At 67.6% G+C, this 13,800-nt stretch carries 13 protein-coding genes; 3 read left to right on the forward strand and 10 right to left on the reverse strand.

Annotation, left to right across the window (positions count from 1 at the left end; genetic code table 11):
- Window positions 1-750: a maleylpyruvate isomerase family mycothiol-dependent enzyme gene (locus G341_RS0110220; RefSeq protein WP_245556960.1), complete on the reverse strand. Its 750-nt coding sequence runs from the start codon at window positions 748-750 to the stop codon at window positions 1-3.
- Window positions 751-868: 118 nt separating this feature from the next.
- On the opposite strand from G341_RS0110220, the gene G341_RS0110225 reads away from it, so the two are divergent.
- On the forward strand, window positions 869-1,516 hold the full coding sequence (locus G341_RS0110225) for an LON peptidase substrate-binding domain-containing protein (RefSeq protein WP_018179041.1): 648 nt from the start codon (window positions 869-871) through the stop codon (window positions 1,514-1,516).
- A gap of 6 nt (window positions 1,517-1,522) precedes the next feature.
- Here G341_RS0110225 and G341_RS0110230 read toward each other — a convergent pair whose 3' ends face one another.
- The 5 genes from G341_RS0110230 to G341_RS0110250 all read right to left on the reverse strand — a co-directional run bounded on the left by G341_RS0110230 (window position 1,523) and on the right by G341_RS0110250 (window position 6,015).
- Window positions 1,523-1,891 (reverse strand): hypothetical protein, encoded by a 369-nt coding sequence (locus tag G341_RS0110230; RefSeq protein ID WP_245556961.1) that lies wholly within the window; start codon window positions 1,889-1,891, stop codon window positions 1,523-1,525.
- 196 nt (window positions 1,892-2,087) lie between these two features.
- Window positions 2,088-4,280 carry a class 1b ribonucleoside-diphosphate reductase subunit alpha gene (nrdE, locus tag G341_RS0110235; RefSeq protein WP_018179043.1) on the reverse strand — a complete coding sequence of 731 codons (2,193 nt, stop codon included), beginning with the start codon at window positions 4,278-4,280 and terminating at the stop codon, window positions 2,088-2,090.
- Between the two features lie 58 nt (window positions 4,281-4,338).
- Window positions 4,339-4,842: a class Ib ribonucleoside-diphosphate reductase assembly flavoprotein NrdI gene (gene nrdI / locus G341_RS0110240; RefSeq protein ID WP_018179044.1), complete on the reverse strand. Its 504-nt coding sequence runs from the start codon at window positions 4,840-4,842 to the stop codon at window positions 4,339-4,341.
- Window positions 4,843-4,862: 20 nt separating this feature from the next.
- Complete coding sequence (locus tag G341_RS0110245) at window positions 4,863-5,111, reverse strand: redoxin NrdH (RefSeq protein WP_018179045.1); 249 nt, start codon at window positions 5,109-5,111, stop codon at window positions 4,863-4,865.
- A 337-nt stretch (window positions 5,112-5,448) separates the two neighbouring features.
- On the reverse strand, window positions 5,449-6,015 hold the full coding sequence (locus tag G341_RS0110250) for an NAD(P)H-dependent oxidoreductase (protein ID WP_043451250.1): 567 nt from the start codon (window positions 6,013-6,015) through the stop codon (window positions 5,449-5,451).
- A gap of 109 nt (window positions 6,016-6,124) precedes the next feature.
- On the opposite strand from G341_RS0110250, the gene G341_RS0110255 reads away from it, so the two are divergent.
- On the forward strand, window positions 6,125-6,745 hold the full coding sequence (locus G341_RS0110255; protein WP_018179047.1) for a TetR/AcrR family transcriptional regulator: 621 nt from the start codon (window positions 6,125-6,127) through the stop codon (window positions 6,743-6,745).
- Here the strand turns inward: G341_RS0110255 and eccB are convergent.
- Entirely contained in the window at window positions 6,742-8,238 is a 1,497-nt protein-coding gene (gene eccB / locus G341_RS0110260) for a type VII secretion protein EccB (protein WP_018179048.1), read from the reverse strand. The genes G341_RS0110255 and eccB overlap by 4 nt on opposite strands.
- A gap of 115 nt (window positions 8,239-8,353) precedes the next feature.
- On the opposite strand from eccB, the gene eccE reads away from it, so the two are divergent.
- A complete protein-coding gene (gene eccE, locus G341_RS0110265) occupies window positions 8,354-9,991 on the forward strand; it encodes a type VII secretion protein EccE (RefSeq protein ID WP_162140711.1) in 1,638 nt (545 codons plus the stop codon).
- Between the two features lie 4 nt (window positions 9,992-9,995).
- Here eccE and manA read toward each other — a convergent pair whose 3' ends face one another.
- The 3 genes from manA to G341_RS0110280 are packed head-to-tail and all read right to left on the reverse strand — an operon-like array spanning window position 9,996 to window position 13,711.
- The gene (gene manA, locus G341_RS0110270; RefSeq protein ID WP_018179050.1) at window positions 9,996-11,225 is read right to left on the reverse strand and encodes a mannose-6-phosphate isomerase, class I; all 1,230 of its coding nucleotides are present in this window, start codon (window positions 11,223-11,225) and stop codon (window positions 9,996-9,998) included.
- Complete coding sequence (locus G341_RS0110275) at window positions 11,225-12,313, reverse strand: hypothetical protein (protein WP_018179051.1); 1,089 nt, start codon at window positions 12,311-12,313, stop codon at window positions 11,225-11,227. Before G341_RS0110275 ends, manA begins: the two co-directional genes overlap by 1 nt.
- A 21-nt stretch (window positions 12,314-12,334) precedes the next feature.
- Entirely contained in the window at window positions 12,335-13,711 is a 1,377-nt protein-coding gene (locus G341_RS0110280; protein WP_018179052.1) for a phosphomannomutase/phosphoglucomutase, read from the reverse strand.
- Window positions 13,712-13,800: the final 89 nt, after the last annotated feature.

The raw sequence follows: 13,800 nt of genomic DNA on the forward strand, positions 1-13,800 counted from the left end.
CTAGGTGACGTGGACCAGATCGAGGATCTTGGCCGTCGCCGCCTGGTCGCCGAAGACCTGCACGTCCGATAGCGGCGTGCGATGCCAGACCGCGAGCAGCAGATCGGACACGCCGGCCCTGAGCGCGGCGTCGGCCTTGGAATGCGCACGGCTCCAGTCGATTCCGTCCGCGGTGAGCGCCAGCGACCATTCCCCGCCGTCGATGTCGTCGGCGTGCAGGTGCATGGTCATCCCGACCATGTCGGCGGGAATACCGGGCCCGAGCCCGAGGAACCGCGGCACGAACAGCTCCAGCCATTCGTCGATGCCGTCCGCCGCGAGTGCGGAATCGATAGGCCGCTCGTCGCCAGGCCGGATCGCGGTGTCGAGGTCGTAGCGGTGCATCGCGGTCTCCTGCGCCTGGCGCCGGCACCAGAATCCGACGGTTGCATCGCCGACGAAGGAGCGAACGGGCTCGGCTGGGTCGCGGTCGGTCAGCTCGGCGACGATGGCATCGAGATTCGGCCGGTACCAGTCCACCAACTCCTGCCCGCTGAGCTCATGCTGGTTGACCCGCGGCTCGTCGGTCGTCCCGAGGAATGTCCGACGAACCCAGCGATGCACGCCGCCGAGATGCCGAATGAGTTCGGCGACATCCCACTCCGGGCAGGTCGGCACCGGCCGGTCGAGCGCATCGACCGGCACCGACGCGAACGTGTCACCCTCGCTGCGCAACGCCGACAACCACTGCTCCGGGCCGATGTTCGTCATCTCACCATCATGGCTCGCGCTGAAACCATGGGACATACGGGCCCTCGCGACGCATAGCTCCTCCGGCGGCTGTATGTCCCATGGTTCCAGCAGGCTCCGGGTACGGCATGCTGGAACCATGCCCGACACGCAGGGTCCGACGCATGAGCTGCCGATGTTCCCGCTGGGAGCGACACTGCTGCCCGGCGAGCCGTTGCCGTTGCATGTATTCGAGCCGCGCTACCGCGAACTGGTGCAGCGGTGCCTGGCGACGGACCGGCGGTTCGGCGTCGTGCTGATCGAGCGCGGCAGCGAGGTCGGCGGCGGCGACGTGCGCACCGATGTCGGCACGGTCGCCGAGATCGTCGACCACACCGCCATGGGGCCCCGGCGATTCGCCCTGTCGTGCCAGGGGATTGCGCGCATCCGGGTCGCGGAGTGGCTGCCGGATGCCCCATTCCCGCGCGCGGCCGTCACCCCCTGGCCCGACCCGACCTTCGATGGCGACTGGCCGACCGAACGCGACTGGGTCGTCGCCGCGCGGGAGGAACTGCTCGACCTGTGGCGCGAACTCGCCGACCGTGCGGAACGCCGGGCGCCGGAGCCCGCGCCGCTGGCCCTGCCCGACGACCCGTCGGAATGCTCGTTCGCGCTGGCCGCCGCGCTGCCGATCTCGCAATCGGACAGGCACCGCGCCCTCACCGCATCCAGCATCGGCGAGCGCTGCGCGATTCTCGTCGAGGCATCCGCGGATGTTGCTGCGGCCCTGCGATTTCGGCTGCAGTAGTTCAACCTACGTCTTATCCACCCACAGATCGGCGCCGTCGTCGCCGTCGGACGAGCAGAACATGCACGGATCGTCCCGCTCACTCCCGTAGTCGGCATACCGAGTCAGCGCGCCGACCGCATCCTTGGCCGTCTGCGCGTCCATCACGGGCCCAGCGGGTCCGCTGAATGGCCGCAATGGCGCGACACTCAACTCGAACGGCTTCTCCGGCCGAGTCGGCGGCGTGATGTCGCCGATGGCGCGGCCATCGATGAACAGCGTGAATAGGTCGTGCTCCGGGAAGCCCCAATTCAGCCGAAGCACCCACCACTGCCGATCGTGTCGCGCTGCATACGGGAAGTACCGATATCCGGTCCACCTCCATGTCGGCCGCACCGACAGGGGGCTATCCGACGCCCGGTGCACCGACGGGCTCCGACGTGGCCAGCGCGCTGATCATCGAAATATCACAGCACGCGGCCCCGGCTTCCTCAAGCGGATCGCTCAGCACCGATAGACCCCACCCACGGCGACGTCCCCCACCCGATTTCCGGTGGGGGACGTCGCCGCGTTCAGGGTTTGTCGGTAAGCGCTACAGCATGCAGCTGACGCAGCCCTCGACCTCGGTGCCTTCGAGGGCCATCTGCCGCAGGCGGATGTAGTAGAGGGTCTTGATTCCCTTGCGCCAGGCGTAGATCTGCGCCTTGTTGACGTCACGGGTGGTGGCGGTGTCCTTGAAGAACAGCGTCAGCGACAGGCCCTGGTCCACATGCTGCGTGGCGGCGGCGTAGGTGTCGATGATCTTCTCGTAGCCGATCTCGTACGCGTCCTGGTAGTAGTCCAGGTTGTCGTTGGTGAGGTACGGCGCCGGGTAATAGACGCGACCGATCTTGCCTTCCTTGCGGATCTCGATCTTCGCGGCGACCGGGTGGATCGAGCTGGTCGAGTGGTTGATGTAGCTGATCGAGCCGGTCGGTGGGACCGCCTGCAGGTTCTGGTTGTAGATGCCGTGCTCGGCAACCGCGGCCTTCAGCTCACGCCAGTCGTCCTGGGTCGGGATATGAATCCCCGCCTGGCCGAACAGATCCCGGACCTTCTCGGTCTTCGGCTCCCACGGCTTCTCGGTGTACTTGTCGAAGAACTCGCCGCTGGCGTACTTCGAATCCTTGAAGCCGGCGAAGGCCTTGCCGCGCTCCCGGGCGATCTTGTTCGACGCCCGAATCGCGTGGTACAGCACGGTGTAGAAGTAGATGTTGGTGAAATCGACACCCTCATCGGAGCCGTAGTAGATCCGCTCGCGCGCCAGGTAGCCGTGCAGATTCATCTGCCCGAGGCCGATGGCGTGAGAGTCGTTGTTGCCCTTTTCGATCGAGGGCACCGAGGTGATCGACGTCTGATCCGACACGGCGGTCAAGCCGCGGATCGACACCTCGATGGTCTGCCCGAAGTCCGGCGAGTCCATCGTCTTGGCGATGTTCAACGAACCGAGGTTGCACGAGATGTCCTTGCCCACCGCGGAATACGACAGATCATCGTTGAACGTCGACGCCGTCGACACCTGCAGGATCTCCGAGCACAGGTTCGAGTGGGTGATCTTGCCGGCGATCGGATTCGCCTTGTTCACCGTGTCCTCGTACATGATGTACGGGTAGCCCGACTCGAACTGCAGCTCGGCCAGCGTCTGGAAGAACTCGCGAGCCTTGATCTTGGACTTGCGAATCCGCTTGTCCTCCACCATCTCGTGGTACTTCTCGGTGACGTTGATGTCGGCGAACGGCACCCCATAGATGCGCTCGACGTCATAAGGGCTGAACAGATACATGTCGTCGTTGTTCTTGGCCAGCTCGAACGTGATGTCCGGGATCACGACGCCGAGGCTGAGCGTCTTGATCCGGATCTTCTCGTCGGCGTTCTCACGCTTGGTGTCGAGGAACCGGTAGATATCCGGGTGATGCGCATGCAGGTACACCGCGCCGGCGCCCTGGCGGGCACCGAGCTGGTTGGCGTAGCTGAACGAGTCCTCGAGCAGCTTCATGATCGGGATGACGCCGCTGCTCTGGTTCTCGATCTTCTTGATCGGCGCACCGTGCTCGCGAATATTGCTGAGCAGCAACGCGACTCCGCCGCCGCGCTTGGACAGCTGCAGCGCCGAGTTGATCGACCGACCGATCGACTCCATGTTGTCCTCGATGCGCAGCAGGAAGCACGACACCGGCTCGCCGCGCTGCTTCTTGCCCGAGTTGAGGAAGGTCGGGGTGGCCGGCTGGAAGCGACCGTCGATGATCTCGTCGACCAGCTGCCGGGCGAGCACGCGGTCACCGTCGGCCAGGGTCAGCGCCACCATGCAGACGCGGTCCTCGAAACGCTCCAGGTACCGCTTGCCGTCGAACGTTTTCAGCGTGTAGCTGGTGTAGTACTTGAACGCGCCGAGGAAGGTCGGAAAGCGGAACTTCTTGGCGTACGCCGCGTCGAACAGATCCTTGACGAACTGGCGGTCGTACTTGTCCAGAACCTCTGGCTCGTAATAGTTCTCCTCAACCAGGTAGTCGAGCTTCTCGTCCAGGTTGTGGAAGAAGACCGTGTTCTGGTTGACGTGCTGCAGGAAGTACTGATGCGCCGCTTCACGATCCTTGTCGAACTGGATCTTGCCGTCGGCGTCATACAGGTTGAGCATCGCATTGAGCGCGTGATAGTCCAGCTCGTCCGAATCGTGCCCCGACGGGCCGACGTTCGTGCCGGTGCGGGCGCCTGATGCGTTCTCAACACTCGTTGCTGTTGGCGACACTACTGATCTCCCTGTCTTGCCGGATATTTCACTGTCTTGCTGGATGTTTCGCTGCCGATTAGTGCTCGGTATTCAGTTGCTCGGAGAAGGAGGCCAGTCCTTCGCGAACGCGCATCACATCGTGTTCAGTACCCATCAATTCGAACCGATACAGATAGGGCACTCGACACTTCGCCGCGATGATGTCCCCTGCGTAGCAGAACTCTTCGCCGAAATTGGTATTCCCCGCCGCGATCACGCCGCGGATGTGGGAACGGTTGGTCGTGTTGTTGAGAAATCGAATGACTTGCTTCGGGACGAACCCCGACTTCGCCGGATCGGTGATCTTGCCCCCGCCGTAGGTGGGAGTGATGAGGACGAAGGGCTCATCGACGAGAAGCTCGCCCTGGACCGGGATACGCCGGGCGCGCAGTCCGAGCTTCTCGACGAACCTATGCGTGTTCTCCGAGACCGACGAGAAGTAGACCAGTAGGAGCACTTCCCCACGCTCCACCGTGGCTACCGCGCCGGTGGCCGCTGTCGCGGCGCCGCCCGCGGGCGGCGGGGCCGGCTCTTCGTGCATACCGACCTCCCTGGCTCCGGTCAGGCGGCCTGCGCGGCGAGCGACTTGATGCGATCGGGACGGAAACCCGACCAGTGATCGTCACCGACCACGACGACCGGCGCCTGCAGATAACCGAGCGCCATCACGTAGTCGCGAGCGTCGGAGTCCTGGCTGATGTCGACGACCTCGTACTGCAGGCCATGCTTGTCGAGCGCCTTGTAGGTGGCATTGCACTGCACGCAGGCAGGCTTGGTGTAGACGGTGATAGTCGCAACAGAGGTGCTCACTGGTAAGACCTTTCGTCGAGCTGAGGACATCAGTTTTCCGGACCTATCCGACACGTTCGCCGGCCCCGACGACCCTTTGGGCGTTCTTGCAGATCGTGGATCTGCGTCCCGCTCTCCGCCACACCAACTCTACGGTTTCCGTAGGGCTTGCCGGTCCTCGAAACACTACACCTAGTGTCCGACAAGTCCAGCCACCACAAGGACTTGCGAATAACATTCATGAAACTCGCTGGTCGCAGGCTCACCCGGGCGTGTCGCTCGGGCGTGTCGTAGATCACAAAAAGCCCCGCTGATGCGCTTTCGCGCACCATCGGGGCCAGATGTAGGAGCGTGTCGACTACGCGGCGACGACCTCAGCCGCGACGAGTTCCTCGACGGCGCCGCGGAGCAGATCGATGACGCCGGGCACATCGGCGACCGGAGTACCCGTGGTGACCTCGGCGGGCAGCTCGACGGACAGCTCCTCGACGACCTTCGCGCCGGCCACGCCGAGCGAGCGGCGCGTGTCGTCCTTGGCCCACTTTCCGCCGAAGCGGCCGATCGCCGAGCCGATCACACCGGTCGGAGTGCCGGCCAGCGCCCCGGCGCCATAGGGCCGCGAGCCCCAGTCGATCGCGTTCTTGAGCACCGCGGGGATGGTGCCGTTGTACTCCGGGGTGACGATGAGCACGGCGTCGGCGGCGCCGACCGCCTCGCGGAACTTCGTCACCGCGGCCGGCAGCTCACCGTCGCCCGGCGCCACGTCGACGTCCTCGTTGTAAAACGGCAGGTCGCCGAGGCCGTCGTAAACACTCACGGCGACGCCGGCCGGCGCGTTCGCGGCCAGCGCTTCTGCCAGGGCACGGTTCACCGACGCCGCCCGCAGGCTTCCGACCAGAACAAGTACCGACTTCGAATCACTCATGAGCTTGCCTTTCGCATAGATATCGTGGCCGCTGCGGCCCGCATACCCCAAGTTCAATTCGGACTGGGGTCCGGATATTCCCGATCGGCGGTCAGACTACGATCAACCTGTGTCCGAGGCCGCCGAACAACCGACTACGCCCGAACTGCTGTTCGGGCGCAGCGCATGCGAGCGCGCCGACGCGGCCCGCAACCGCGAGGCGCTCCTGCAGGCTGCCCGGAAGCTGATCACCCGGGACGGCGTCGAGGATCTGTCGATGGACACCCTCGCCCGCGAGGCCGGCGTCGGCAAGGGCACCGTGTTCCGCCGCTTCGGCAGCCGCGCCGGACTGATGCTCGCGCTGCTCGATCACGACGAGCAGGAATTTCAGCAGGGCTTCATCACCGGCCCCCCGCCCCTGGGTCCGGGCGCGCCGGCACGGGATCGACTGCTGGCATTCGGCCGCGCCCGACTGAACTTCGTGCAGACGCATGTCGACGTCCTGTCATCCGCGGACTCCGAGGGCGCCGGATTCGGCCATCCCGCCTACCAAGCGTCCGCAATGCATGTACGAATGCTTTTGCAGCAGTTGGGGTTCGACCGACCCAACGAACTTCTGGTGCTCAGCGTCCTCGCTCCGCTGCAGGCGCACGCGGTGCAGCATCTGCTGTCCGGCGGCGCCTCCCTCACCCACCTCGCCGACCAGTGGGACCAGCTGGTCGACAGCCTGCGCCCGCCACCCGCCGACTAGTTCCGCTGCCGCGGGAGCTCGAATACCGCACCCGCGGCATCGGGCTCGATGCCGTCGTGGCTGACCAATGCCGCGGCTCGGGAGAGAATCGGCCCGGCGGGCAGTAGCGACACCACCGCCCAGGGCACCGGCGCCGGCCGCTCTCCCAGCCCCAGGATCGCCCCCGCATGCGGGTCGGAAACCCCGTGCCGCACACCCGAATCCGTCACGTAGAACAACGACTCGGCGCGCGGCGAATCCGGGACCGAGCCGGTCACCTGGACGTACCGCCCCGTACCCGGCGGCACGTAGACCTGATCCACCCCCGGTCCCGGCCCGTCGGCCGAGGAGGGCCGCACCGCCGTCGAACCGGCGGGCAACGGCAGCCCACGACCAAGCAACAGCGTGCCGACGCCGGGCCGATCGTCGCCGCGCTCCCAACCCAGGCAGGTCACCACCTCATCGAGGGGTGCCACCTTGGGCGCGGTCGACGGAAAGTCCTGCACCGCAAGATGGTTCACGATCGGCAGACCCGCCACCGCCGCCGGCGCGATCGACGGGACTTCCGATGCACCCGCCGAGTCGGCGCTGCGGACCAGTTCCGCCGCGAGCCGCCCGACCCGTTGCACGCCGTCGGCGAACGCCACATAGAAGTCGGAGTCGCCGCCGACGCCGCTCACCCGCACCACCGACCCGACGCCGACACCCGGATGCCGCAACGCGGCGGGGGCGCCGCGTCCGACGATCCCCGGCACCACGATGGGCGGCACCTCCCGAAATGCGTTGAGCAGTCCCGCGCTCACCGGCCGCGGCAACACGCCCTCGAGCCGCAGGATCTTTCGCACTGCCGGATCGGCGAGATCGACCCGCGCCCGACGATCCCCGAACAGCAGGTAGGTCCGCTCGCCGCCATCGGCATCCGGTGCGACGTCCGCGCCGGATATCCGCACCAGCACAGCCTCATTCGCGCCAGCCGGCCGAACCCGCTCATTCAGCCGCGGCCGGGTCCCGAGCACGGCGAGGTTGACCGTTCCCGAAGCAGCGCTGCCGGACAGCGTGTCGCACACCGCCCAGGACGAGCGGTCGCCGCCGGTGGGACCGGGCAGCGCCGCCGGAGCTCCGGGAATGCCCAACAACGGGCCGCGCGGATACGACCGCAACTTCTTGTCGCCGACCAGCTTCGGCGATTCGGCGGAATTCGTCACCAGCCGCGCCGACGCAAGATTGAGCGCGGGATGCAGTGTGCCGTCGACCACGACATAGAGCGCTCCGCTGCCGCGGGCCGCGACGATATGCGCGTCGCCGACCGTGCCCTGCGGCCGGATCAGCCCGTACACGGCGCAGCCGGCCAGCGCGAGGATCGCCAGCACCAGCCCGACCGCGAACGCCCGACCCTGAGCCCGCATCGGGTCGTGCAGCATTCGCGGATCCCATCGGACCAGCGCGTGCTCCAGGCGGCGCACGATGAATCGGTACCCGTTGACCTGGGCGGCTGTCGTCAGCTTCGCCGGCACGGCTCCCCTTTCGCCAGGGGGCGGTGCCCCGTTGAACCACCGCCCGCATGCCGGGCTAGCATATCGGGCAATTCGGACATCGATCGAAGGGGTCGAAATGCCCAGTGACCGTCGGATGCCAAATACGCGCGTGCCCGGTGTCCGCCAGCTCGTGATCCTCGAGATTCTCACCGCGACCGCGGCAGGAGCCGCGATCGGTCTGAACGCCCCGTGGTGGGCCGTTGCGCTCGCCGCGATGACCACGATCGCCCTCGGCATCGCCGGCACGCCGATCGCCCGCACCCTCCGGGCACGCTCGGCCTTCCTGCTACGCGGCCGGCTCCCGGATACACCGATGACGGGTCCCACCGTCGAGGTCGCCACACCGGACGGTCCGATCGGCACGCGCTGGAACGGCACCACCGTCGCCACCGTGATCGCCATCGACGCATCGGGGCCGTCGATCGCGGCGATCAGCCCGCATGGCCGGCCCGGCGATCGGTACGGCGGTGCCCAGCGGCCGCTGCCGCTCGATCTGATCGCTGACTCGTTGCGCCAGCCCGATATTCGTCTGGCGTCGATCGACGTGATCTCGCATGCCCGACGGCTGCACCCGCACAGCCCGCTGGCGAAGGTGTATCACCGCATCGTCGGTCCGCTGCCCGTCGCCGCGCACCGAGCCACCTATCTGCTGCTTCGGCTCGACCCGCACGACAACCCGGCCGCGGTCGCCCGACGCGGCGGCGGCACCGCCGGGACGCATCGAGCCGCGACGCTGGCCACCCGGCGCCTGGTGCATCGGCTGCGCGATTCCGGATACCGCGCGCGCCCGTTGAACGCCGCCGATGTCGACCGAGCCGAACTCGATCTGCTGGACGGCCAGCACCCGCGAAAGCTGTCGGAGGATCTCGGCTCGATGGCATCCGGAGTGCGCCGTACTGCCACGTATTCCATAGCGCCCGAGGCGATTCCCGAGATCCTGGCCACCTGCTGGGCGGTCCCGGCCGACACCACCTCGCTGACGCTGACCCTGGCGCCCGCTTCCGGCGAACGCATCACGATCAGCGGTCTTCTCCGGCATACTGCGACCGGCGACCTGCCGGACGCCGGTCCCGGCGCGCACCGACTGTTCGGGCGGCAACGGCATGCGCTCGCCGCCTCGTTGCCGGGTGGCCCGGACCCCGTCGATCTGCCACCGGGCCGCATCGTCTCCCGCTCCGATCTCGGCGTGCTGTCGCTGGCGCCCGGCGGCTGCGGGCAGCTCCTGGGCGCCCACCCGACCGGCGCCGCGGTGTTCGCGCCGATCTTCGGGCCGGCCGTGGCCACCGTTTCGGTGACCGCCGATATCTCGTTGATCCGCCAGATCGTGGTGCGCGCCATAGCGATCGGCGCCCGCATCGTCGTCCACACCGACCGACCGGATCGGTGGCTGCCGCTGGCCGCATCGATCGGCGACAGCCAGTGGTTACGGATCACCACTGCCGAACCCGCCCGGAGCCCATTCGATCTGGTCGTGCTGGACGGCATCCGACCGGGCAGTACGGGTTCGGGCACAACGGCATTCGCCCCGACAGTCCTGACGGTCACGACATCCGATGGGCCGGCCGCGGATCTGCGCATCACGCAGAACAGCGGCACCGCACAGGATTTCGTGGTCACCGCGAACGGACACTCGGTGCCGGTCACGATGGTCACCACAGGCGACGAGCGGGCATGGTTCGTCGGCCCCGACGACGCGGCCGACGAACTCGTACTCGCCGCCGAACGCGCCTAGCCGATCATGCCGGGACGGGCACGATTCCGCGGAAGAACACCGCGCGCGCCGACGATGCCCGCACCACCACGTCGGGGTCGCCGTCGGCCAGCCAGACTGCCGCGCCGGACCGCACGGTCAGCGTTTCGGCGGTGCTGCGCAATTCGATCGCGCCCTGCACACAGACCAGGATCTGCGGGCCGGGCATGTCGAACGAGATCGATTCCGGCCGAAGCATTCCGGTGCCGTCCAACTCGATTCGCGACATCCGGAACTCGGGGACGGAGGTCTCGTAGATCTGCTCGGCACCCAGTTCGGACACCCGCGGCGCCAGATCCTCGGGCCGCACCGGGTGAAAATCGAGGACCTTTAGCAACTCGGCGACATCGACATGCTTCGGCGTCAGGCCACCGCGGAGGACGTTGTCGGAGTTGGCCATGATCTCCACGGCCGATCCGCTGAGGTAGGCATGCAGGTTGCCCGCCGACATGAATATCCCCTGCCCCGGATTCAGATGGATCCGGTTGAGCAGCAGGGCGGCGAGCACCCCCGGGTCGCCGGGATAGGCCTCACCGAGCTGCAGGACCGTCTTCAGTTCCGCGGCGAAGCGGGTCTCGCCGCGGCCGAGATAGGCGACGGCGCCGTCGAGAACGGCCGGGACCAGCCTGGCCAGCAGCGCCTCCGGCAGGGTGATCCAGGTGGTGAACAGCGCCCGCAGCCCCTGCGAATCTGGTTCTCCGGCAATCATTCCCAGGTATGGGTCGAGTTCGGCGACCTGCAGCAGCCGCAGCAGTTCTATCGTTTCGGCGGGCTCCCGGAAGCCGGCGAGCGCCTCGAACTCGGTCAGGGCGACCACCAGCTCGGGCTTATGACTGTCGTCGCGGTAGTTGCGCTCAGGTGCGTTCAACGCGATGCCGGCGGCGTTCTCGCGGGCGAAGCCCTCCCGGGCCTGCTCGCTGCTCGGATGGGCCTGCAGCGACAACGGCTCCTCGGCGGCGAGCACCTTCATCAGAAACGGCAGGCGTCCGCCGAACTCGGCCACACAGACCGCGCCGAGCTGCACATCCGGGTCGGCATCGATCACCGTCAACAGGCTGATGTTCTCCGGCGCCGCGGTCGCCGGATCGCCCGGGTGCGCGCCGAACCACAGCTCGGCCTCGGGGTGCGGCGACGGGGTGGGCTCGCCGCGCAGTTCCGCGAGGGCGGTGCGCGATCCCCAGGCATACGGCCTGATCGCACCGGTCAGCAGCCGCATCAACGGCCCCCGACCAGTCGCAGATAGACCAGTGCCATCTCGATCCGCTGCACCAGAATCAGCAGCGGGACAAGGTCATCGGGCTGATCGCTCTCGACGATCTCCGACACCTGCGGCACCGCCGCCGATGTCTCGGACTCGGTACCGACCAGCACCTCGACGTCGGGTGCCGCCGCGGTGCGCCGTTCGGCCAACCAGGCGCGACCCGGCACGGAGATCACCTCGAACCGGTTGGGAACGGTCTGTGCCGGACCGTCGATCTGCGGGTCGTGGAACAGCGCATCGGCGGTCGGCGCCGATCCGGCCGGCGCCCGCATCGCCTGCATGACTTCAGCAGCGGCACAAGCGATTCCGGAAACGGCCAGAGCCCGTTCGGCGAAATAGGCGGCGACCGCGCAGGTGCCCGGCGTATCGCCGACCCAGGTGATCGACCGGTCCTGTAACCGCTCCGCGAGCAGCTTCGCGGCATTATGGAACAGTTCGCTGTCCGGATGATCGGCCACCGATTCCGTGTCCAGGTCGTCGGCGATCCGGGCGAGCGGCATCGCCGTGGACCCCCGCACCGCGGACAGTGATGAGCACACGGCCACCAGCGCCGCGGCGTGCCGGATCAGCGGCGAGCCCATGGTCGCCCCGAATCGTGGAGACAGGTCGATCGCCTTGTCCCCCAGCACCTCTGCCAATGGTCCTTCCAGCGGCGCCGCGATCACGACCTCGGCGTGGCGGCGCAGGGCCCGCCCGGCCGCATCGACCAGGCGCGGGTCGCCGGCGTCGTCGCCGAGCAGAACCACGACGTCCAGCGGCCCGATCCAGGTCGGCAGCGACGGGGCCGGCACCAGCGGCGCGTCCAGCCGCGGACCGAAGAGCGCCCCGACGACCTCCGTGCCCAGGCGAGCGGCACGAGTGGCAGTGACGATGACGACCGCCCGCGGTCGCAACGCGTTCAGCGGCGCGGTGACGCCCTCGGAAACTGCCTCGGCCACAGCCCGAATCGTCGCTCCGGACATGGCCGTAGAGCGCAGCAGTCCATCCACGTCGGCTGCCGCCAGCGCGTCGGCATCATCGATATCGGGCACGCCCGTCAGCATGGTGTCCAGCCTATCGGCCGATCAGCCCGCGCGGCCCCGGACCACGCCCAGCACCCGATCGACGATCGCCTGCACCTGGTCGGTATCGGCGGCCTCGACGTTCAGGCGCAGCAGCGGCTCCGTGTTCGACGCCCGCAGGTTGAACCAGGCCCCATTGGCCAGAGAGACGGTGACGCCGTCCAGGCGATCGATCTCGGCGACCTGGTCGCCGAACTCGGCGATGACCGCCTCCGTCGCCGCGGCGGCATCACTGACCGTCGAATTGATCTCGCCGGACGATGCATAACGCTCGTACTGGGCCATCACCTCGGACAACGGGCGGTCCGACTCGCCGAGCGCAGCCAGCACGTGCATCGCGGCCAACATGCCGGAGTCGGCGCCCCAGAACTCGCGGAAGTAGTAGTGCGCCGAGTGCTCTCCGCCGAACACGGCACCGGTCTCGGCCATCTGCGCCTTGATGAACGAGTGACCGACCCGGGTCCGCACCGGCTGCCCACCCCACTCACCGACCTGTTCGGGCACCGCGCGGGAGGTGATCAGGTTGTGGATGATCGTCGAACCCGGGTGCGCGGCCAGCTCACGATGGGCGACCAGGGCGGTGATCGCCGACGGCGACACCGCGTTGCCCTGCTCGTCGACCACGAAGCAGCGGTCCGCATCGCCGTCGAACGCCAGGCCGATGTCGGCACCCTGATCGAGCACGAATCGCTGCAGATCGACGATGTTCGCCGGATCCAGCGGGTTGGCCTCGTGGTTCGGGAACGAACCGTCGAGTTCGAAATACAGGGGCCGGATATCGAGCGACACGATCGTCGACAGCACCTTCGGCACAGTGTGCCCGGCCATGCCGTTGCCGGCGTCGACCGCGACGACCAGCGGCCGCGACTGCGTCAGATCGACCAGCTGCTGCAGGTACTCGGCATAGCCGTCGAGCATGTCCGCGCGGGTGATCGTTCCGGCCTCGCCCGCATACTCGGGCACCCCGGCGACCAGCTCGGCCGCGATGGTCGCCAGCCCGGTCTCCTGCCCGACCGGCTTCGCACCCGCGCGGCAGAGCTTGATGCCGTTGTAGGCGGCCGGATTATGGCTCGCGGTGAACATCGCACCGGGGCGATCGAGTACGCCCGACGCGTAATAGAGCTGGTCGGTGGACGCGAGGCCGATGAGGGTGACGTCGAGGCCCTGCGCGACCACGCCGGCCGCGAACGCCTCGGACAGCGCCGGCGAGGAATCACGCATGTCGTGGCCGATCACCACGGCGGTCGCGCCCTCCTCGCGCATCAGTCGGGCGAAGGCGCCACCGACGTCGCGAACGAAGTCGGCATCGATTTGCTCCCCGACCAGTCCGCGCACGTCGTACGCCTTGACCACGGCATCGACCAGTTCTTGCGGTCGCATCGCGCCGCTCCTTCCCACAAGTCCGTCTCAGCCCGGCAGTGATCTGCCAGGCGAGGCCCGGCAGTCATCGTAGTGGACCACGCTGAGCC

It is taken from the genome of Jongsikchunia kroppenstedtii DSM 45133 (genome assembly GCF_000380485.1).
Taxonomy (GTDB): Bacteria; Actinomycetota; Actinomycetes; order Mycobacteriales; family Mycobacteriaceae; genus Jongsikchunia; species Jongsikchunia kroppenstedtii.